The organism is Thermomicrobium sp. 4228-Ro (genome assembly GCF_026241205.1).
Classification (GTDB): domain Bacteria; phylum Chloroflexota; class Chloroflexia; order Thermomicrobiales; family Thermomicrobiaceae; genus Thermomicrobium.
Genome location: NZ_JAPFQM010000001.1, coordinates 102,506 through 122,561, shown reverse-complemented (window position 1 = coordinate 122,561; position 20,056 = coordinate 102,506). Strand labels below are relative to the sequence as shown.

General features: G+C 64.4%; 20 protein-coding genes and 1 tRNA gene. 8 read left to right on the top strand and 13 right to left on the bottom strand.

Annotated features, from left to right (window positions below):
* The first annotated feature begins 122 nt into the window (after positions 1-122).
* Together OO015_RS00725 and OO015_RS00720 are read left to right on the top strand one after the other, a co-directional pair.
* Entirely contained in the window at positions 123-1,799 is a 1,677-nt protein-coding gene (locus OO015_RS00725) for a thiamine pyrophosphate-binding protein (protein ID WP_265938823.1), read from the top strand.
* A gap of 10 nt (positions 1,800-1,809) precedes the next feature.
* Positions 1,810-2,076: a hypothetical protein gene (locus OO015_RS00720; RefSeq protein ID WP_265938821.1), complete on the top strand. Its 267-nt coding sequence runs from the start codon at positions 1,810-1,812 to the stop codon at positions 2,074-2,076.
* Between the two features lie 1,149 nt (positions 2,077-3,225).
* On the opposite strand, the gene OO015_RS00715 is transcribed toward OO015_RS00720, so the two are convergent.
* From OO015_RS00715 to OO015_RS00660, 12 genes are all read right to left on the bottom strand, one after another.
* Entirely contained in the window at positions 3,226-3,564 is a 339-nt protein-coding gene (locus OO015_RS00715; RefSeq protein WP_265938820.1) for a hypothetical protein, read from the bottom strand.
* Between the two features lie 37 nt (positions 3,565-3,601).
* Entirely contained in the window at positions 3,602-4,345 is a 744-nt protein-coding gene (locus OO015_RS00710) for a CRISPR-associated protein Cas4 (protein ID WP_265938818.1), read from the bottom strand.
* Complete coding sequence (locus tag OO015_RS00705; protein ID WP_265938816.1) at positions 4,317-5,198, bottom strand: toprim domain-containing protein; 882 nt, start codon at positions 5,196-5,198, stop codon at positions 4,317-4,319. Before OO015_RS00705 ends, OO015_RS00710 begins: the two co-directional genes overlap by 29 nt.
* On the bottom strand, positions 5,198-5,413 hold the full coding sequence (locus OO015_RS00700) for a hypothetical protein (RefSeq protein WP_265938814.1): 216 nt from the start codon (positions 5,411-5,413) through the stop codon (positions 5,198-5,200). Before OO015_RS00700 ends, OO015_RS00705 begins: the two co-directional genes overlap by 1 nt.
* Positions 5,400-5,792, bottom strand: a complete 393-nt coding sequence (locus tag OO015_RS00695) for a hypothetical protein (RefSeq protein ID WP_265938812.1) — start codon at positions 5,790-5,792, stop codon at positions 5,400-5,402. The genes OO015_RS00700 and OO015_RS00695 overlap by 14 nt, the downstream gene beginning before the upstream one ends.
* Positions 5,789-7,822, bottom strand: coding sequence for a DNA polymerase (locus OO015_RS00690; RefSeq protein ID WP_265938810.1), 2,034 nt, complete (start codon positions 7,820-7,822; stop codon positions 5,789-5,791). Before OO015_RS00690 ends, OO015_RS00695 begins: the two co-directional genes overlap by 4 nt.
* A gap of 8 nt (positions 7,823-7,830) precedes the next feature.
* Positions 7,831-8,334 (bottom strand): hypothetical protein, encoded by a 504-nt coding sequence (locus tag OO015_RS00685; protein ID WP_265938808.1) that lies wholly within the window; start codon positions 8,332-8,334, stop codon positions 7,831-7,833.
* 69 nt (positions 8,335-8,403) lie between these two features.
* The gene (locus OO015_RS00680) at positions 8,404-8,862 is read right to left on the bottom strand and encodes a hypothetical protein (RefSeq protein WP_265938806.1); all 459 of its coding nucleotides are present in this window, start codon (positions 8,860-8,862) and stop codon (positions 8,404-8,406) included.
* Entirely contained in the window at positions 8,850-10,571 is a 1,722-nt protein-coding gene (locus OO015_RS00675; RefSeq protein WP_265938804.1) for a DnaB-like helicase C-terminal domain-containing protein, read from the bottom strand. Before OO015_RS00675 ends, OO015_RS00680 begins: the two co-directional genes overlap by 13 nt.
* A 31-nt stretch (positions 10,572-10,602) precedes the next feature.
* Positions 10,603-11,160: a hypothetical protein gene (locus tag OO015_RS00670; RefSeq protein WP_265938802.1), complete on the bottom strand. Its 558-nt coding sequence runs from the start codon at positions 11,158-11,160 to the stop codon at positions 10,603-10,605.
* Positions 11,138-11,986 carry a hypothetical protein gene (locus OO015_RS00665; RefSeq protein ID WP_265938800.1) on the bottom strand — a complete coding sequence of 283 codons (849 nt, stop codon included), beginning with the start codon at positions 11,984-11,986 and terminating at the stop codon, positions 11,138-11,140. The genes OO015_RS00670 and OO015_RS00665 overlap by 23 nt, the downstream gene beginning before the upstream one ends.
* A gap of 1 nt (position 11,987) precedes the next feature.
* Positions 11,988-12,593, bottom strand: a complete 606-nt coding sequence (locus OO015_RS00660) for a hypothetical protein (RefSeq protein WP_265938798.1) — start codon at positions 12,591-12,593, stop codon at positions 11,988-11,990.
* A gap of 1,794 nt (positions 12,594-14,387) precedes the next feature.
* Here OO015_RS00660 and OO015_RS00655 point away from each other — a divergent pair.
* Entirely contained in the window at positions 14,388-16,445 is a 2,058-nt protein-coding gene (locus tag OO015_RS00655; protein ID WP_265938796.1) for a hypothetical protein, read from the top strand.
* Between the two features lie 81 nt (positions 16,446-16,526).
* On the opposite strand, the gene OO015_RS00650 is transcribed toward OO015_RS00655, so the two are convergent.
* Entirely contained in the window at positions 16,527-17,765 is a 1,239-nt protein-coding gene (locus OO015_RS00650) for a hypothetical protein (protein WP_265938794.1), read from the bottom strand.
* A 357-nt stretch (positions 17,766-18,122) separates the two neighbouring features.
* Between OO015_RS00650 and OO015_RS00645 the strand changes: the two genes are divergently transcribed.
* The 5 genes from OO015_RS00645 (at position 18,123) to OO015_RS00625 (ending at position 20,027) form a co-directional block, all read left to right on the top strand.
* On the top strand, positions 18,123-18,290 hold the full coding sequence (locus tag OO015_RS00645; RefSeq protein WP_265938792.1) for a hypothetical protein: 168 nt from the start codon (positions 18,123-18,125) through the stop codon (positions 18,288-18,290).
* Positions 18,287-18,940: a hypothetical protein gene (locus OO015_RS00640; protein WP_265938790.1), complete on the top strand. Its 654-nt coding sequence runs from the start codon at positions 18,287-18,289 to the stop codon at positions 18,938-18,940. Before OO015_RS00645 ends, OO015_RS00640 begins: the two co-directional genes overlap by 4 nt.
* 242 nt (positions 18,941-19,182) lie before the next feature.
* Positions 19,183-19,560 (top strand): hypothetical protein, encoded by a 378-nt coding sequence (locus OO015_RS00635; protein ID WP_265938788.1) that lies wholly within the window; start codon positions 19,183-19,185, stop codon positions 19,558-19,560.
* Between the two features lie 22 nt (positions 19,561-19,582).
* Entirely contained in the window at positions 19,583-19,939 is a 357-nt protein-coding gene (locus OO015_RS00630; protein WP_265938786.1) for a hypothetical protein, read from the top strand.
* Positions 19,940-19,955: 16 nt separating this feature from the next.
* Positions 19,956-20,027 (top strand) — tRNA-Asn (locus OO015_RS00625).
* The last annotated feature ends 29 nt before the right edge of the window (positions 20,028-20,056 follow it).

Sequence of the window (20,056 nt, the reverse complement as noted above, 5' to 3'; positions counted from 1 at the left end):
CTTCGACTCCCCCTAGACTCGCTACAACCGTTCCATTCTAGAATTCGCGGCTGAGAACGACCAACCCCAACTTCCCGATCACGGTCGTCTACCGTATTCTGCAATACAGGGGGCAGAGCAGGATGATGCGCACAGCCTGGCAGGAACTCGTCGACGCATTCGACCGTGAAGGTATCCAGTACGTCTTCGGCATGCCCGGTTCGCCGAAGCACCTCTACGATGCCCTCTACGATTCCACTGGTGTCCGACCGATTCTCGTGAGGCACGAGACGGCCGGCGCCTTCATGGCCATGGCTTACGCGCGTGTGAGCGGGACGATCGGCTGTTGCTTCGGCTGCCCCGGCCCCGGCGTCGCGAACCTGATTCCTGGCATCCTCGAGGCTTGGTCAGGATGCACGCCTGTGCTGGCACTGGGCGTGCGAGCACCGACCCGGACCTACGGGATGGGAGCGTTCCAGGAGGCACCGCAGACCAGCCTCTTTCGCCCGATCACGAAGTGGGCTGTCACCGTCGAGCGTCCGGAGCGGATCGGCTGGTACCTGCGACGAGCCATCACGATCGCGACGAGCGGTCAGCCTGGACCGGTGTATGTGGAGGTTCCGGCCGATTTGGGTCTGCAGCCCGTCGAGATGCCGCCGTATCAGCCAGCCCTCCGTGGCATTCGCCCGGCTCCTGATCCGCAGCGGATCGAAGCCGCGGTCCAGCTCCTGGCGCAGGCACGACGGCCACTGCTCGTCTGCGGTGGAGGGTCGATCGCTTCCGGAGCCTTCGAACCGGTCCGGGCGTTCATCGAGCGTCTCGGTATGCCAGTCCAGGTGACCCCGGCGGGACGCGGAATCATCGAAGAAGAGCATCCACTGTTCGCGGGCCTCGTTGGACTGTACCGAACGGAATATTCGCGAGAGGTTTGGGAAGAGAGCGACCTGATCATCACGGTCGGTTCCCGGATGGAAGAATTCCAGTCCGGCGCTTGGACATATTTCCCGTCTGGAGCTCGCCTCATACAGATCGACATCGCAGCCGAGGAACTCGGTCGCAATTGGGTACCGGATGTCGCGATTCAAGCCGACGCGACGCTCGCCCTCCAAGCGCTGCTCGCCGCTGTCGACCGGGTCGGCCTTCCCCGAAACGAGTCCCGGGTTCGATCGCTCACCGAGCGCCAGCAACGCGCCATTGCAGCAGCGGAAGCCGATGCTGCCACCGCCGCTCTCCCCATCCGGGGCAAGCAGATCGTGGCCACGCTCAATCGGGTATTCGACCGTCGTACGATTCTGGTGCTCGAAAACGGTGCTCAGGATTTGTGGGCCTATTACTGGCCGTACTATCGCGTGCGTGACCGTGGTGCGGTCGTCCCACCGGCGGAACAGACGGCCATGGGACTGGGGGTCGCTGGGGCGATTGGCGCCGCTCTGGCGCGCCCTGACTGGTACGTCGTCTGTACGACCGGGGACGGTGCATTTCAGATGGCGATGCACGAGCTCCCGACTGCGGTGGAGCAGCGGCTGCGGATCACCTGGGTCATCTTCGACGACCATGCTCTCGGCTGGCCACGTTGGACACAACGGACCGCGTTGGGCGGTCGGGTCATCGCGACCGAGTTCGCTGCCACCTTCGACTTCGTGGCAGTCGCCCGCGGCACTGGTTGCTACGCCGAGCGCGTGGAGCAGCCAGAGGAACTGGCGCCAGCGCTCGAACGGGCTCGTCGCGCCAACGATGCTGGTCAACCGGCCGTGATCGACGTCGTCGTCGACAGCGAGGAGCATCATCCGAGTTTCGTCGAGTTTCACCGGCTCCGTTGAGGGGATTCTTATGCGCGATCCGAGCGGACGGTATCGAACTCGGTACGAAGACACACTGCGAGCGCTGGGACATTACCTGGACCAGCAGCGGTTCACGCGTATCCTCGTTGTGGAAACTCCCGAAGGGTTTCTGGTCAAGGGATATGTAGCCACGCCTGGCCGGGACGACGAGAGCTTTACGCTCAGTCCCGAAACACTGCTCTTCACCGATGACGATCTCCTGCAGCTCCTGGAAGAAGCCTATCGCCGGCGGGGCACCGGAGGGAGTGCGCCGTAGTGGAGAAGCTTCTCTTTGTCGTCAGCCAGCACAGCTCGGTACGTCCAGGCCATCCCGTACTCGTGACATGGGTATCGTCCTCGCTGGCAGAGCTCACGGAAGGTCATCTCGCCACAGCGCAGGATACACGCAGTGTGACCCGTGCTGAACGTCTCGGCAGGTCAACGAGCTGCCGCGAGCAGCCGTAGTCGCAGCTCGAGCCACCAGGCAGCCGACAACACGTCGCTGGGATTGACCCAGTCTCATCCCACCAGGCGGTCTTGGCGAGGGCGCATGGGAGTCGAACCCACCGGCGAGGCTCGTCACCCCGCCCACCGGTTTTGAAGACCGTGCACTTCAACGTCTCCGGGAGGAGACGGTGACTCGTCAACGGCTCCTGATGGAGCCGGTGACTTGGTGCCTGCCACGCGGTTTCCCACCTTCGGGTCTCCTTCCCCCTCGCTCCCCAGCGCTCAGTCATCCAACCGGCACCCACAGTATAGCGCCGCCACCGGTCTGCCAGCATCTCAACGAATCCGTAAGGATTCGGTGACTTGGCGAGCTGCCTCTCCCTCCAACCCCTCGCTAGCGCCATCCATAGCACGCATGCTATCGCCTCGCTGCCAGCTCCAGCTCAGCCAGCCTGCTCGCCTCAACGGCTCCGTAAGGAGCCGGTGACTTGCCACCCAGCTCCCTCTCCCCCTGCATCAACGGTTGCTGGCGCAACCGGGGACTCGTCGTTGCTTACCTGAGTTTTGACAGCGCGTACCGCGTCGCTGCCCTCTGATGGGTGAAGGTGGACGAGGCCGCCGCCGTTTGAGGCACCGCTTCCTGCGCCACAAGCGAGGCCAGCGCCGTCTGAGCTTCCGACCCCCCACCCCTACCCCCGCTCCTTTCCTGGGCCGGCTCCGTGGCCGGGGGCAGTCCTCACTCCGCCGATTTATCAACTCCCCCGACCTTTGCCATCCTGACACTACCCCGCGACCACTCACGACCCGGGCCCCTCATCGGGGAACACCCGCAGCCGATACCTCCGCTAGCGTCGATTCGCCTCCACGTCTGCCGACGCATCACTTCAGCCGAACCTGATCCTGATCCGCCTCACCGTAGCGAACCCGCCTCCTGAGCCCGACCCCACTCTTCCCCAACCGGAACCATCTCACCGCTCCCCTATCCAACCCCGCGAAACCCCCTCAGACTCTCCTCGAGTTCCGCGAGGGTCCCAGCAGATAACGCCCACAGCAGTACCGGATCGCCGGAAGGAATCCGGGTGATCCGCAGCAGCACCTGCCCATCCAGGGTCCGTAGCACCGTGGGGTTGATCCCGTCCTCCGCCTCCCAGTACCAGGGAAGACTCTGTTTCTGTGCCGGACTCGCCTTTCGCCAATACTCCAGGAGGCCACTGACCACCAGATTCTGCTGTTTCCGCCACTCGACGAGCAGCTCCTTGACCTCCTCCGCTGGAAGAGTATCCGCCTCGAGATAGACCAGCTTCCGTGACCGCGTCATCTCCTTCCCTCCTCGCTCTCGCCGAGAACTCGTCTCCTCACGGAAACCGGTTGCACAGATCCGGATACACGAAGGGCCGCTGCACGCACCGGCAATCCGGCAGCACCCCCTCCTCGACGTAGCGAGCCAGTGGCTCCGCAATCGCCACCAGGAGTTCCGTCACCTCCTCCTGAGGGAGCAGCTCCACCGGCACCAGCTGCCGCTGCACTCTCCCGTTCCGCAGCCCCGGCTGCGCGTACCAGAGTTCAGCTCGCTCCACTGGATACCCGTTCTCCCGCAGTAGCCACGCGTAGATGTTCACCTGCAACTCGTGCTCCGCCGACGAAGCCTGCACCCGCTTCGAGGTGGTCTTCACGTCGATCAATCTCGCCTCACCCGGGATGTAGAGATCCGCGGTACCCTGCACCGGGAAATCCACTTCGCCGATGCCGACGGAAACTCGCACCGTTGCAGCCAGCGGCAACTCGTGGAGATACCCCTCGAGAGCACCCACACCCACCTCCGCGATCCGCCGGTGGATGGCACTCCCGTTCATCGCTGCCCACACCCACTCCGGCTTCACGTAATAGGGCTCCGCGAGCTGCAACACGCGGAGACGCGGACACACCAGCGCCTGCGATGGCGAGACCCACAGACCACGCTCCTGTTTCGCCTGCTCCTCCATCGCTACCAGCACCGGGAGGATCCACCCCTCGAACATCCCCTCCCGCGCTGCCACCTCCCTCGCCTCCTCGAAGGGGACCAGCTCCCCTTCACCCAGCCACCATCCGACAGCGGGCATCCAGGCCCCCTTCCGCTAACCCTTTCCTTTCCCTCCGGGGAGACCACACCTCGCCCTCGCGGATCCAACGCCGCACCCGAGACGACCACTGGCTGCGCGGGACTCGCGCCAGCGCCTCGGAGACGTCCTTCGCCCCCTCCCAGCGCCAGCGACACACCCGGAAACCCCGCCTCACCAGCTGCTCCACCACCTGCTCTCCAGCTGCATCCTGGTCCGTCGCCACGTGCAGGACACTCCCAGCCCGCCGGTACCGCCCCAGTATCCCCTCCCGCTCCAGCAGGCTCACCAGGCTCCCAGCCCCCGCCGTCGCCGTCACGGCATCGCACCCCGCCAGGCACAGCAGCATGGCATCGAATTCCCCCTCGGTCACCACCAGCGGCCAGCCGCCAGGGTTAGGACGGTACAGCAGTACCGGCTGCCCCTTGGGGTTCCGATACTTCGGCCCCTCGTCCTCGTCGAGGTAGTAGGGATCCCGGCGGAACCGTACCCCCACCACCTCCCTCCCCTGCAGCACCGGGATCGTGAACCAGGCACCCGAGTGCCCCAGCCGGAAACGACGCGCCGCTTGCGCATCGATACCGCGGTCCTCCAACCAGGAGAGCCGGTGTCGGCGCGTCCCCTCCAGCAGGTTCCAGCACCAGGCCTCCACCAGGACCCTCAGTTGCTCCCGGGTAAAGCCACCGCCAGCACGCTCCCGCGTCTCCCGCTGCCGCGCTGACAGCTCCCGTAGGTTCTCCGGCAGCCACTCCAGCGGCACCAGCCCGCAACCACCGAAGCAGAAGGCATGGTCCCGGTACAACGCCAGAGACGGCGTGGAGTCCTCGTGATACGGGCACCGCACCAGCACCACCATCAGGAGCCCTCCAGCAGCGCGTCACCCTCGCTCCCACCCCACGCTTGGAGATCCATCGCCGTGGCGCGGATCGCATCCTCGACAGCCTGCTCCAAAACCGCTACCAGCTCCAGCGCCTCCCCCAGGTGCGAGAGACGCTCCCACAGGTGCTCGCCAGCTCCGTTGGCCTCCAGGATCTCCCAACGGATCCGCTCCAACACCTCAAGCGGGTCCACCAGACGCCTCCGCTGCGGGACTCGACACCGCCGCACCGTCTGCTCTCCTTCCCGAACCGAGGAGGTAGCGGACCAGGTCCGGGTTCTCCCGCAGCACCTGCAAGAGCACATGCGAGAGCCCCGCCACCAGCGCCTCCTCCTGATGCGAATCCCCACCGCTCACCGTGACGCAGGCGTGCAGTATCTCGTGTAGGAGCACGAAGGGGCGCAGCTCCGGATCCGCCGCCAGCGACAACCGCAAGAGCAACCTCCCGTAGTCGTGCTGACCGAGAAGCTCCACTCCCTCCTCGCTGACCAGCTCATCCTCCACCACCACCCGGTACCGCACCCCACCGATCCGCACACTCCCGGGTATCCCCTCCTGCCGCTTCCCGCTCATTCCGCTGCCTCCGCCCAGCTCCGTCCCACCGTGACGTCCACCTCCACCGGGAAGCCGTCCAGAACCTCTTCGGCGCACCGCCGCATCGTCTCCCCGATCACCGCTGCCGCGACCTCCGCCTGCTGCTCCGGAACCTCGAGCACCAGCTCGTCATGCACCTGCAGAACTATCCCCATGCCGACCAGCTCGCTCATGGCTAGCTTCATGATGTCGGCAGCGGTTCCCTGGATCGGGAGATTGCCACCCCGTCTCGCTATCGAGGCTGCCTCGGCAGCATCGCGGGGCGGCGGAAAGCTGCGGATCCTCCCCAGCGCCGTCTCCACGGAGCCCTCTCGAACCGCTTCCTCGCCCCGCTCCCGGATCCACCCCGCTGCCCGCCGGTAGGTCCGCCTCCAGCCATCCAGCGCCTCCTGTGCCTCCTCGACGCTGATGCGGATCCCCTGCGCAGCGAGTTCAGCCACCAGCCGTCGCGCACCCATGCCGTACAAGGTGCCGAAGTTCACCTGCTTCCCGATCTTGCGCTGTCGCTCCGTGACCGTATCCTCCGGTACCCCGAAGATCCGGGAAGCCGTCAAACGGTGCAGGTCCTGCCCCTCCACGAAGGCTCGCGTCATCTCCGGATCACCCGACAGCGCCGCCATGATGCGGAGTTCGATTTGGGAGTAGTCGGCGGTAACCAGGACATGCCCCTCCCGAGCTACGAAGGCGCGCCGGAACCCTGCGAATTTGGGTTGCGCCATGAGGTTCGGGTTGCGGCAGGAGGCTCTCCCCGTCGCGGCACCGATCTGCTGCCAGTCCGGATAGAGCACCCCACCCCGCGTGTGTTCCCGTATCTGCTCCACGAAGTCGAGGAGTTTCTCCAGCTCCCGGTAGCGCAGGAGTGGGCGCAGCACCTCGCGGTCCAGATCCTCACTCGCGCCCAAGAGACTCCGCAGAACCTTCGACTCCGTCGTCGAGACCTCCGCCAACCCTGCCTCCCGCAGCTCGCCGTTCAGCGCCTCCAGGAGCTGCTGCGACGACAGCAGGTTGATCGGTGCCCAGACGTCTACTCGCGGAACCGATGGTCTCGGATGCTCCCGCCGGAAACGTTGGCGCACCCGATCCAGGTACCGGCGGAGTCCCTTCTCGGGGTCCAGCCAGCGCTGGATCTCCTCCTCCGTCACCGTCGTCCTCTCGGTCACCGGGTAGCCGAGCCAGGTCTCCCGCAGCACCGCTTGCCAGCTCGGGTCCTCGCGGTGCTCGCGCCACTCCGCCTCGCACTCGGCGAGGACCGCCTCCAGCTCCTCGTTCCAGCGCCGGAGATCCTCCTCGGAACGCGCTACCCTCGACTCCCGCATGGCGATGACCCGTCGGGTGAGCCGTCCCTCCAACCGCACCCGGAGGGCCTCGGACTCGGAGCGCCAGCTCTCCGCTGCCTCCTCCAGCACCGCGAGGTCCACTGCCACCCCGCGGCGCTGCATCTCCCAGAAGGCCGGAGCTACCCGATGCTCCAGAGCCACCACCCGGAACAGGTGCTCTCGGTCCCGCAACCGCCGGTGCTGCGCTGCCTGGATACCATGGAGGACCAGCGCATCGTAAGCGGCGTAGCGCACCTGCTCCTCGCTGAGGTCACCTCCGTCAGCGAAGCTCGTCTGCCAGGATTTGTCGAGAGCCAGACCCAGGTAGTCCTGAGCGAGTTCCTGCAGCGAGGCGTCAGCCGCTCCTCCCCGCAGGATTCCCTCCACCAGCTTGGTGTCCCACAGGGATCCCACCCGCGGAGCGGGGATCCCGTAGGCGACCTGGAGGAACACCACGTCGAAGATCGCGTTGTGGACCAGGATGGCGTGCCTCGCGAAGAGTCGTCGCAACCACTCCGCCACCGACTCACGGTTCAAAGCCCGGCAGTCGATGACCCAAGCCTGGTCCGGTGTCGCCACGGTGATCACGACGACCTCGTCCACCCCGGTACGGAGACCCGTAGTCTCGATGTCCAGCGCTACCGGTCCAGGAGGCAGATCCGGAACATCACGCACCAGCGCGTAGCTCCACATCGCGCACCTCACGCGACAGGAGAGAGGGCCGGGTCGCGCAGCAGTCGGGAGACCGCCGCTACCCGCTGCACCACCGAGCTACCCGCTGGGAGTACCAGGTCGAAACGCACCCGCTCCGGCGAGAGCGCAGTCTCGCTCTCGTCCTCCGCCTCCTCACCCTCGAGAGGTCGGAAGCTCCCCTTGAGGTAGATGAGGACAAAACCGTGGTCGCGCAACCAGCGGTATTCGTTCTCGTATCGCACATCGTCGATGACCAGGCCCGTCTGGGAAAACGCTGGGTTCCGCAACGCGAGGAGCTTGACGAAGTGGTCCGGGTCCTCGTCTCGCAGGCACCGGCCTAACCGCTGCATGAGTCGTCGCGGATAGGGAGCGGCGACGCCCAGCTCCTGCAGCGCCCAGCGGATCGGTGTCGCGAAACTGTCACGCGGCAGGTCGTAGAGGACCGCCAGCGCCTCCGCCAGCGTCGACTTCCCCGCACCCGACTTCCCCGCTATCGCGATGAGCTGCTTCACCCCGCACCTCCGAAACTAAAACCTCAATCGGCTGGAGATCCTGCCAGGGTAGCTCCCACTTCTCGCCCTTCATGCGCACCGGCGGCCTGGCGAGGATCCTCTCGTGGAACTGCCGCCGCGTCGCGAAACCGACCACGGTGAATCCCTGCTCGGCGGACCCCCCTGCTCCGCCGCTGGCCACACCAGGACGTAGATGTCCGCCACCAGCTCCTCCCAGAACCGGAGAGATGCCGTCGCCAGATCCGACTTCCGTGAGCGCCGGAACTTGACTTCGACGGTTCTCCCGTAAGCCGTCTCCCGCGGCAGAACCAGGTCGATCCCACCGTCACCCCCCGGCAACACCTGCACCTCGTGCTCGCATCCGAGGAGCTGCGCGACGCACCGCTCCGCACAGAGCGCCAGGAACCGCGACTCGAGGCTGTCGACTCCCCAGTCCGAGGCCGGAAACCGTTCCTTCGACTCCTCGATGGCCCCGGCGAGGCGGCGCAGTTCCGCGAGTTCATCGTCCCCCAGTCTCACGTAGCGCATACCAGCTCCCACCAGAACTCCAGCGGCATGAGGACGTAAACCTGCCCCTTGCGGTACCTCCGCCCACCGGTGAGAGCCAGTGCCCAGCGTTTCCCGGGTTGCCAGCGTGCCGCGTAGTCGTACACCTGTTCTAACCAATACCTCAATTCATCCCGGCGGTCAAGCACCAAGCCCTCCCGGTACTTGCACTCGAGCCTCCACCCCTGCGGTGTCTCGATATCGCCGTCCAGCCCTGGCCAGCGGTAGGCTCCGAGGCGTCTGGCGAGCCGCTTCTCGAACTCGGCACCGCGCCTGCGCCCCTTGGGAGGTGCCCGCTTCGAGGCTGGGTCACCAGCATCCTCGCAGTCCCCCTCCCCCGAGTCCTTTCGACTCTTCCCGGATCCCCTCCGGGTCCCCGGTTCCCGGCACCAGAACACCAGGCCGCCGCTGCTGACCTGCTGGTCTCCACCAGCCTGCCCTGCCTCGCCACCGGTTGCCCTGGCAACCGGTAGCCTGCTCCCCGCCGGGGCACCGGATTCCAGCCAGGAGCGAAACGCCTCCGCCAGGTCCTCCAGACGGTCCAGTACGCTGCCCTCGACACCACCGAACCGGAGACCGCCGCTCTCTCCTGCACCGGCAAGCTCCGACGCGGAACCGGTGGGGCCATCGTCGGGGTCCTCGGGATAGTCCGCCTGCTCCGGACCATCCGACGAGACGGGAGAACCACTACCCCGCTCCCGCCCCTCGCCCAGCATCCGCCCCAGCTCCACGAGATTGGGCAGCGGTTCACCGGCAACGGAGTGGAGCGCGAGACCACCGTCAGCGCGTACTCTCCCGGATCCCGAGTCGACGAAGGAGACGATGCGCGGGTAGAACCAGAGATCCACCTCGCCGACCTTGCCGCTCCGTGCCTTGGCGACCAGGAGCTTGGCGCTCTGCGGTGCCGAGGCGCTTTCCGTCGAGAGCTTGGGTGGACGCCAGAGGATCCAGACGTTATCGGCATCCTCCTCCAGCCTGCCGGACCCACGCAGATCCGACAGGTCCGGGAGACGGTCCACCTGGTGCCGGTCCCTCTCGATCTGCCGGTTGAGCTGCGAGACGACCAAGAACGGTACCCCGGTCTCGTTGGCGAGGTCCTTGATGGTCTGGGAGATCAGCGAGAGGCGGCGGTAATCGTCGTCGACGACACCGTAGCTCAGACGCTGGAGGTAATCGATGACGACCAAAACCAGGGGATGCTCGGCATGATGGCTGCGGATCGCCGACTCCACGTCGTTGATGTCCATCCCCTGACCACCCTCGATGACCAGGAAGGGATCCAGGGGCTCGAGGGACTCCAGCGCTTCCCGCCAGCGACGTCGCTGCTCCGGAAGCGCGATCCCGTCCTGAATCACTTCCAGGTCTACCCGGCTCTCGGCGGAGGCGAGACGCATGAGGAGCTGCTCCGGATGCATCTCCGGCGACAGGTAGAGGACACGCCCTGGTACCCGGCGCTCCCGCAAGCTGCGCAGGACCTCCCACTTGACGACGTTCACGGCGATGGTGAGCGCCAGTGCGGATTTGCCGTGACTGGTCCTCGCCGCCAGGAGCGTCACCTCCCGAGGGCGCAACCCATGCGTCAGCGCATCGAGAGCAGCTAGGCCCGTCGGGACACCGCGTGGCTGCCGCGGTGCTTGCACCCACCGCTCCTCCTGTTGCAGGATCCCCGTCGCGATGCGCCAGATGCCCACGCTGACCCCCTCGCTGTGGAGCCACTACCGCTCAGCGGCGATACCGCTTGCCGTCCTCCTCCCGCCAGCTGCGCAGCTTGGCGACCAGGAACCCCAGCGGCTTCTCCACCGCGTGCTGGTCCAGGTACCGCCGAGTGGAGGCGATGGCTCGCTCCAGCCGTCCCGGCTCTCCCGCCAGCGCTGCCAGCGTGCCCAGCGTCTCCTCGTCTGGCTCCTCGCCCAGCTCCTGTGCGATCAGTTCGCGGAAATAGGTCGCATCGAAGCCGTCGACGCTGCCGTTGCGCCGCATCGTCTCGCGGTATCCCGCCACACCACCCTCGCTGCGGGATGACTTGCTCTCCCAGCGCAGGCGCTTGAACTCCTCCAGGATGAGGTATTGCCGCTCCAGGATCAGGAGGAGCGTTGCCACCTGCAGGCGCTGCAGCTCCTCCGGAGAGAACTGACCCAGGATGCTCAGGGAATCCCAGAGCCAGTCCACGTGGTCAGACGTGAAGATGTCCGGGAGGAATGCTTCCAGGAGGTCCCGCTTCGGACTCTCCGCCGCTACCTCCTCGACCACCGCCTCCTCAGCTGGCTTTCGCTTGCTCATCCTTGCCCTCCATTTCCCGTATCAATGCCGTGGCCTCTGCTTTCCTCATCCGCATCGCTTTCGCAGCCAGCCCCACGTTTCCCACTGCCTGGTAGACGTGGAGCAGCCTCCGGCGGAACCACCCAGTCTCGCGCTCCGGCACGGGAGCGGGAAAGATGAACGGCTGCTCCACCCCCTTCGCGACCAAGAGATCGCCGTAGAGCGTCAGCATCCGATCCAGGAGCTGTGGAGCGCCAGGAAGCGACAGAAACGCTCCCAGACGCTGGTCCCAGCTCATCCCCTCGTGCCGCCGCGAGAGCAGCGCCAGTCCATCCAGCAGCGCCTCATCGGCACCGAAACGCTCCCGCAGCACCTCGCGCAGCCCTCGGAGCGCACCATCGCGCACCAGGCGGAACCGGTAGAAGCCCCACAACAGCGCCTCCACCAGGAAGGCGAGACCGAAGAGCGCCGGTGACTCCGGCGAAGGAAGCTCACTCCCCGCGAGGTGCTCCCGGTAGGCATCGCCCAGCGGATCCCGCGAATCCTCGGGGAGATACCGGGGATCCCGCTGTCCCAAGATCACCGAGAGCAGGATCTCCTCCGGTGACGGCGAGACCATCTCCCAACCTCCCTGCCACCAGCGCGGAGGAAACGGAGCCCGCTCTCCACGCAGGGCGGCGACGATCTCCGGAATCCGCTCACCGTAACTCGGGAATGCCTCCCGCAATCCCCGCTCCAACTCCACCACCAGACGCCGATAGCTTCGACTGTCCAGAACACGGATGCCGTCCTCATGGGCATGGAGCGCCTCGACGATTTCCAGTACCCGGAGCACGGGATCGCCCACGTCAGGAACCCTTCGCGCAGCGGTAGCAGACCAAATCACCCCGAATCCGCAGGGAATACTCGGCGCTCCGCTGGCTCATCGAGCCGCCACACCGGGAGCAATGGGGGTCCGACGGAACCTGGACACCATCGCGTGGGGAGCGAGGTTCCCGTCCACTCGAGGCTCCCGCAGCTGCAACCGTTTGCGACCCCGTGGTGTCGTCGCTGAGGTCGAACTCCTCGCTGAGATTGGCATCCAGGTTCAGCGCATCCGCCAGGGCACGCGCTTTGGCGCGGGTGTGCGCCATCCGGGGTCCTGCTGCCGCCACGTTGGGTTGCGCGTTCTCGTAACTGCAGTCGCCGACGCCGTGGAAACGCACCAGCGATCCGTCGCTGTTGCGGAAGACCGCGTAGACCTCGCTGATGAAGAGGGGGGTCATCCGCTCCGGGTCGCGCTGCGAGGGAACCATCACGACCTGGATGGGAGCCGCCTGCTCGAATGCCACCAGACCGTGTTGGTAGGCGAGGTTGAGCACGTCGCGGTAGCGGTAGACCTGCTGCACCTGCCCGCGGGTCCGGATCTGGATACTCGGGAGCTGCCGGTTCTCCCGCTTGGTTCGCTCTTCCATCGGCACCCTCCTCGGTTCCGCTTGCATCGCTCCGGTTCCGCTGGCACCAGTGTAGCACCAAACGGAACCACCGTCAAGAGGTGCCAAATGGTCAACCATGGGAACCAACGGATGCCGCGGGGAGGAAGCAGCGGTGCCTCGAGTTCCTCCGGATGCTTCCAGCTGCAACCGAGCTCGCTCTCGGGATCCTCCTGGAAGCTACCCAGGACCACCTCGAGGGGTGTCGAATCTCTCAGGGAACCAGCAGCTACCAGGTAGCTGCTCGCTACCTGGGTACTCTGGTAGCTGCAGGAATCCTGGACCCGAACCGGAAATACCTGGCTACACTTTGGTTGTCTACCTGATGGCTCCTGGGTATCTCCGAGGCACACCCTGGAAGCATCCTGGAAGTTATCTCGAGGCGCGAGAAGCGCCTTCAGGTATCCAGGTAGCTGCTCGCTACCTGGTAGCTGCACCAGAGAGTCTCCAGCTCCCGTAGGAAACTGAGGCTACCAGGTAGCACCGGGAACCTGGAAGCCGCCTAACGGGGCTTTAAGCCCCTAAAGGGAACCAGGGTTACCAGGTAGCTACCAGGTACCCTGGAGCTGCCTGGTAGCTACCTGGGGGAGCTTTAAGCTCCTCCAGGAAACCAGGGTTACCAGGTACCTGGATCCCAGAGAGGCTACCAGGGATCCAGGATTCCTGGTAGCTGCCTAAGGGAGCTTTAAGCTCCTCGAGGAAACGGTGGTTACCAGGTAGCTCCTAGGAATCCCGGATCCCAGAGGAGCTACCAGGGATCCTGGATACCTGGGAGCTACCAGGTAACCGGAGAATCATCAGTTACCAGGTTTCCTGAAGCTGCCACCTGGAATCCTGGGTTCCTGGTAGCTCCCAGGTATCCTGCAGCTGCTACCAGGGATCCCATGGAATCTCTGGGATCCAGGATCCATGGTAGCTCCCAGGTATCCTGTAGCTGCTACCAGGAATCCTGGTACCTAGGGATCCTGTTCCTTATAGGGGCCAGCAGCAGGAAGCAACCGTTTCTCTTTTCCCGAAGCGCTAAAGCGCTTCTCCGGTATCCTCCGGTTACCGAGGAGCCCACCACGGTAGCCACTGGTATCCAGGCTACCGAGGTAGCACCAGGATTCCCGGCAGTATTCCCCCTCTCCCCCACCAGGGCTCCGGCAGGAGCCCTGGGCATCGACAGCGTTTACGATGTCGAAACTGAGGTAACTTCTGCTCACCTCGGAGCGGTAGCGATGACCCCGTTGCCAGGTGTAATCAAAATTACACCCCTCGAGGTCTCCCGGCACCGTCGGCGCTGAGGTGACTTCCGCGTCCCGATGCGGATCTTATCGGGAACGCGACTGGCAAGGTCCCATTTTTGGCGTCCCGGTGCGGAATTCTGACCACGAAACCCGAGCCCCGAGGGTCTCCGGGAACCCGGGTCTGGCGCTTATCTTATGGGAGCCGAAAATCCCGGCACCACTCTCCCCCGCTCCGGAGCCGCTCCACTACCGTGGCACTGTCACCGCGCTGATGCCACTGCTTTCGCCTGCAAGCGTTGGTCGCTGCCGGTTCCGCTAGGAGCCGTCAGCGCTTCCTCCTGGTGCCGGGATTCCTCGCTCCCGATTCGAGGCAGGTCGGATCAGCACCCTCACCTGTTTCCGGGTCCGGTGTCGTCGACCCCCTGGCGCTGCTCGCGCCTCCTGAGGGTGCCCGTGCCTGTTTCCGTCGACTCCGAGGGCAAGCGGTTCCGGCCACAAGGTGTTCCCGTTTGTCGGCTTCGTGTCGAGGAGAAGGGGTGTCGACACTATGCGGCGCCGGTTCCCGTCATGGTTTCTCGCGTCCCTGAGTTTCGTGCTTCTTCTGGTTCCGCTGCTCGCGATGGTGGCACCGGTACCCCGCGTGCACGAGGCCCAGGCTGCGCAGACGACGATTCCCTACGGCTTCACCTCGCCGAACCTGGGCGAGTATGCTCGCGGCTTGCAATCCACCAAACCGCCGACGGAGGGCACGCTCTCGTACCAGATCCAGGTGCACCAGAATGCGGGGTCGCGCTGGGTACGCGTGTGGGCGACCTTCGACCAGAACCTCCTCGTGGGGCAGGATATCGTGGATCTCTACAACGCGGGGATCCGCAACTTCTTGGTTCTCACGGTGTCCCATCAGGTGCACCAGAGCGGCAACCAGTACGTGACCTGCTCTACGGAAACTGCCAAGGCTGCCATGACGCTGTCCAACGCGCAGAACCGTTTGACCATGAGCCGGGGCAGCTACGGTGCACTGCTCCCGAGCCTGATCTCGGTAGCGAACAGCGGGGCTACCATCTGGTTCGAGATCGGCAATGAGCCCAACATTGTCAACGGTGGCTCGACCCCCGAGGCTGACCAGAACTGCGATGGGACACTCTCGACGGCGGAGATGACGGCCTACGTGAACGATGGCATCGCCATCGCCAAGGGTCTCCGTAGCTGGCTCATCAATCAGGGCATGCCGTCGAGCCAGATCAAGATGGTCCTGGCTGGCCCCTCGTTCTCGCAGAACTACGATAGCTCGTTGTTGAATGCGTTCACGTCGGCATTCAATAGCAATCCTGATCGTGGCCAGATCAATGCTATCGATACCCATGTCTATGACGGCGTGCTCATCAACGTGAACGCCTGGCCGATCAACGCGTCCACGGAGAGTTACAGTGTACAGACGATTGCTGCCCTGAGGTCTGCTATCCCAGGCGTCCCCATCATCATCGGCGAGCAGAACATCAATCAGTGCTTCGGGTATCTGGAAGAGGGCAGCGATCCCGCCATCAGGCGTCCTGGACTGGTGAAGGGTTCGCACAACCGCCGGGCTATCCAGGCCTACGCGCAGCGCTTTGGGACCAGCAATATTCTCGCGGTCCTGATCTACACGACTGGCATCTGGCATCAGGATGGCGTGACCGGGAACGGTTGCACTGGTAATGCTACGAACTACAAAGACAGCTCGGGCAATGCTTTGATCCCGTACTTCCTGGACCAGTACCATCTCGCTGCACTCGCTGGTGAAGTGGATGCCGTCGCCCTGGGCAACTCGGGGAAATACGTGGATTCGCAGAACCAGTACATCTTCTCGTACTATCGGGATGGCGCGCAGTCCTCGTCTCTCGGGGGCAGCGGCTACATCTACGGATCCATTCGCGGCTGGTGGAAGAACCCGAGTGATGGTCGCTGGTACCTGGTGACCCAGAAGGGCTTGGCCTCCGACAAGAACCGGCAGTTCAATTACGAGATCGGCATTCTTCGGGCCCAAGCGACAGGTCTCATCAGTACCACCGCCAATCCTGGGTATCGCTTCCGCTACACGCTGGGTTCTGGTGGGACGCCGATCTACGTCTACTGCCCCGTCGTGAAGTACTACAACGGCGTCGACTACTGTGTGCTGAGCAACGGGCAGGCGAATCCCTTCGACCCCAACGCGGTGATCCGCGATGCAGCGAGTTGCACCTACTTCGACGACACGACGCACCACCAGATCTGCGGCGATCTGTACAGCCAGTACTGGTCCAAGATCGGCAGGGAGCGCGGCGTCTCTGGCATCGACTTCTGGGAGACCGTGATGCTGATAGGTCGACCTCTCTCCGGGCACTTCCAGGAGTGCCAGGACGGAGTCTGCGACTACGTCCAGTACTTCGAGAGGGGCATGATGATCATCCGAACCGTCAACAATCAGACGACGGTCAACCTGATCAATCTCGTCAATGCTGTGGACTCGACGACGATGTCGGTTTCGACTCTTTCGAGTCGTCTTGCTGGCGTCAATCACGATGGAGCCACCAACAGACCGTACCCGACGGTCAACACTGTCCAGTGCGGTCTCCGCTACCGCTGCTGAGGGAGGGGCAAAGGGGCCGGAGGATTCCGTTCCTCCGGCCCTCGTCTCGCGCCGTTGGTCTTCGCTGCGGTCCGAATCGTCTCACTGCGGAACACGGCGGTAGGTGTCACGAGGAGCGAAATCGGCTTCTGTCCACCTGTACTGATCCGGATTCCATGGCTCTCCGTAGCGCCACTGGTAGTAGTGCAGTCCGGTATTGGTGAACTCGACCTTCCAGGGGTCGGGGTTATCCGGCGTATAGCTCAGGCAGCGCCTCTCGAAGCACTGGACCAGGATCCAGCGCTCCACTCCGCCGACCTTAGCGCGAGTCCAGTAGGGCTCAGTGATCGGCAGTCCGACCAGCCAGAGCCAGGGTATGCGCTGGGGTGCCTGGATCAGCGTGTAGTGAAAGAGGCGTTGGCAGTACTTCCCCTCAGGCACGCAGACCCAAGAGAGGTCCGTCGCCACCCAGCCGGGCTGCTGCAGGAAGTCCCAGAAGACGGTGGGGATGCTGTGGGGCGGGTTGCCTCCCTCGATGGCGGCGAAATCAGGGGCACTGACGACGTATATGTCTGGAGTCGCAGGGTCGTAGGAGACATTGCCCTGCGCATCGATGACGAGAATTCCGGATAAGTCGCTCTGGGTCTTGGCTGCCTTGGCGAGTGCGGCATAGGTGACGCCGCCGCCGTCGGGGTCTCCGACGATAGGGATCGCAGGTGGATCACGCTGGATGAAGGAGGAATCACCGACCTGGATGAGACCGGAGAGGAGTTCCCAGGGGAGCCTCCCCGCGGTCAACCACCAGGCTGGATCGAGGGGATCCCAGGTGACGCGTGTTTCAAGAAACCCAGGGTACACAATGGGGCCAGAGGGTCCCGAGATCTCGGTGGCCACCACGGACTGCTTGCGTGTGGCTGCCGGTGGGGCGTTGGTGATCTCGACACGCCCCTTGGGAGAGTAGCGGACCCAGCGGGCTCCGACGATGGTGAGACTGCTAACGAAGGCGTCACAGACCGGAGCGTCATTGAATGCAAGTCCTTCCCGATAAGGCTCCAGCATGAGGGGCCCTGCCCCGAAGACTGGCTGGCGCTCCAAGCCGAGGGCAGTAGGAAGATCGTAGGAGAGCAGCGGGACAGCAAGTTCTGGACTCAGGGAGAAGGCCGAGAGCCTCCCATAGGGTCGCCACCATGACTCACAGACCACGAAGGGTTCGATCCCGAGTCCGATGTCGATGCGCACTCCATCGGGTTGTGGTGGGGACGGCAGGATGTACGGCTCTGCCGCAGCTGGTGCTGGGATGGAGGGCAGGAGCAGTGCGAGGGCGAGGGCGACCACGATCATTCTGCGGCACCGTCGCGAGGCTACCGTGGCTCTCGCAGGACGGTGGTACCAGCGGAGAGACTGGAATCGCATGACGGCACAGTCCCTTCTCCTGAAGAAAACACCCCTTCCCACGTCTACCGACCAGCAGGAGTGTAGCCGCGGATGACGGCGTGAGCAAGGGTGGTGCGCGCATGGAGACAGATGGTCAGCTCTCGGCGATGCAGGACCGAGTTCGCGAGATCCAGATCCTCGTCGCGAGGGCGCGGCAGGTGTCCCGAGAGGAGCGCGCTCTGGTTCTGCGCTGTTTGGTGATAACGCTGGAAGACTTGCGTCGTCTCGCGAGTAGCGCAATCGCAGATTGCGAGGAGGTGAGCAATGGCCAAGAAGCCACCCCTGGGAACCGGTGAGCGCTTCAAGCAGCTGACGCAGAAACTCAAGCGCAAGGGCGTCAAGGATCCCGAGGCCCTGGCCGCCTGGATCGGGAGGCAGAAGTACGGCAAACAGCGGTTCCAGGAGCTGGCCACAAAGGGGCGGAAGAAATGACCCGCCAGTGTTGCTGTACTGGTCAGCTCTGGCATGGGTTCACGCCACCGCCATGTCGTCACGACGCTACTGGCGCGGTGGGGCAAACGGCAGCAGCAGGCACTGCCGGGACTCACGCCGTAGGCACCATCCCTCCGGACCCGGTGCAGGATCTCCGGGAGGCTGGCATCGCGGTGGAGGAGAACCCGGCGCTTCGGCGCGTTCTCGCGGAACACCAGGAACTGGTCACGCTCCTGCGCGGGGTCGCGGCGCTGATGACCCATCGCGTGCCGGTGGTGACGCTGCTGCTGCGCTGGTATGTGGATCCCGAGGTCTCGGGAGATGAGCACCCGGTCCTGGTGGCTCGCCTTCCCTCCTACGACGACACGGAGCTGGTCCGTCGCCTCGCGGTGGCCCTTGACGATGCCGACCAGGTCCTCAGCGCCAGCCCCGTGTGGGTCCTCGCGACGACGCATTTCGAGGCGAGTGAGGACGAGAAGGAGCAGCGTCTCCTCGAGGCGACCCAGAGAATTCTGGACGAGATGCTCGCTCTCCAGTCTGGATTGAAGCGTCGTCAGATGACGACGGAGCAGGGGTGGCGCTGGCTCGAGCACTTTCTCCAGGTCTCCGCTGCCGAGGTGCTCACCCAGAGGCGTGAACTCGGTTACTGAGGGCGGTGAACTAACGTGGATGGAATCGAGTCGACGAGAGAGATAGCTGTCTCCTGGGTGGAACCCGACGGCTGGCTTTTCGAGGCAGTTCCTGGGACGCCCTATATCATCGGCACACCCGAGCCGGAGCGAGGTGTCTGGGTCATGGGCGTGGATCCCGAGGAGTGCCGTCGCGAGTGGGAGCGTCTGGCTCCGACCTGGTGGGGCTACCGGTCCAGTGCTGGATCCGAGAGGAGGGACTGATGGGACGACCTCGTGTGGATCTCGAGTACACCGCGTTCTATCCAGAAATCGACTCCGTGACGATCTCATCGGGATCCAGCATCAGCCCCGGGGTGGATCTGGATGGTCTCACGCTGGTCGGCATCCTGATGCCGGACACCTGGGACGGAACGAGCATCACCTTCCAGGCTTCGCTCAACGGGACCGGCTGGTACGACCTCTACGACGCAGCGGGAAACGAAGTCACGCTGACCGTCGGTCCAGCTCGCTACATCCAGATCGATCCCCAGCGCATCCTCGGAATCCGGTATCTCCGGATCCGGAGCGGAACTGCTGCTACTCCCGTGAACCAGACCGCGAACAGGACACTCCAGCTGGTGACGAGGGCGATCCGCTAGTGGCGGAGAGCAGGGGGTGAACGTGGCCAGGAAGCCGATCAAGATAGAGAAAACGAAGAACTTCATCGTCGAGGACTACAAGGATCCGCCGAAGAAGCAGGTGCTCCGCTACCGGAGCAAGAAGCTGGAGGACGGCAGCGTCCTGACCTTCGCGGTGCTGCGGGGCAAGGGTCCGGAGGGTGGTCGTACCAAGCTGGTCAATGTCAAGTACCCGAAGCGGGGAAGGGAGACTGATGATGCCGAAGGTCGGAAAGCGCCGGTTCCCCTACACGGAGCAGGTGGATCCGCGAGGAGCAGGAGTACGCCAAGAAGACGGGTCAGCCGCTCCAGCGCGAGGAGCCGAAGCCGAAGCCTAAGCCGAAGCCGAAACGTCGCGTGAAGAAGTGAGTCATCGCAGCCGGGTAGCTCGAGGGTAGAGCGAGGGGCTGTTGCCCCCTGCGACGCAGGTTCGAATCCTGCCCCGGCTGCCTCTCGTAGGCGACGATACGGGAACGGA

Excerpts from the sequence above, each read along its gene's own strand:
- OO015_RS00720 (WP_265938821.1), top strand. The coding sequence starts at position 1,810 with ATGCGCGATCCGAGCGGACGGTATCGAACTCGGTACGAAGACACACTG.
- OO015_RS00725 (WP_265938823.1), top strand. The coding sequence starts at position 123 with ATGATGCGCACAGCCTGGCAGGAACTCGTCGACGCATTCGACCGTGAA.
- OO015_RS00670 (WP_265938802.1), bottom strand. The coding sequence starts at position 11,160 with ATGAGCAAGCGAAAGCCAGCTGAGGAGGCGGTGGTCGAGGAGGTAGCG.
- OO015_RS00715 (WP_265938820.1), bottom strand. The coding sequence starts at position 3,564 with ATGACGCGGTCACGGAAGCTGGTCTATCTCGAGGCGGATACTCTTCCA.
- OO015_RS00645 (WP_265938792.1), top strand. The coding sequence starts at position 18,123 with ATGGCCAAGAAGCCACCCCTGGGAACCGGTGAGCGCTTCAAGCAGCTG.
- OO015_RS00650 (WP_265938794.1), bottom strand. The coding sequence starts at position 17,765 with ATGATCGTGGTCGCCCTCGCCCTCGCACTGCTCCTGCCCTCCATCCCA.
- OO015_RS00710 (WP_265938818.1), bottom strand. The coding sequence starts at position 4,345 with ATGCCCGCTGTCGGATGGTGGCTGGGTGAAGGGGAGCTGGTCCCCTTC.
- OO015_RS00635 (WP_265938788.1), top strand. The coding sequence starts at position 19,183 with ATGGGACGACCTCGTGTGGATCTCGAGTACACCGCGTTCTATCCAGAA.
- OO015_RS00690 (WP_265938810.1), bottom strand. The coding sequence starts at position 7,822 with ATGTGGAGCTACGCGCTGGTGCGTGATGTTCCGGATCTGCCTCCTGGA.
- OO015_RS00695 (WP_265938812.1), bottom strand. The coding sequence starts at position 5,792 with ATGAGCGGGAAGCGGCAGGAGGGGATACCCGGGAGTGTGCGGATCGGT.
- OO015_RS00680 (WP_265938806.1), bottom strand. The coding sequence starts at position 8,862 with ATGCGCTACGTGAGACTGGGGGACGATGAACTCGCGGAACTGCGCCGC.
- OO015_RS00640 (WP_265938790.1), top strand. The coding sequence starts at position 18,287 with ATGACCCGCCAGTGTTGCTGTACTGGTCAGCTCTGGCATGGGTTCACG.
- OO015_RS00705 (WP_265938816.1), bottom strand. The coding sequence starts at position 5,198 with ATGGTGGTGCTGGTGCGGTGCCCGTATCACGAGGACTCCACGCCGTCT.
- OO015_RS00660 (WP_265938798.1), bottom strand. The coding sequence starts at position 12,593 with ATGGAAGAGCGAACCAAGCGGGAGAACCGGCAGCTCCCGAGTATCCAG.
- OO015_RS00655 (WP_265938796.1), top strand. The coding sequence starts at position 14,388 with ATGCGGCGCCGGTTCCCGTCATGGTTTCTCGCGTCCCTGAGTTTCGTG.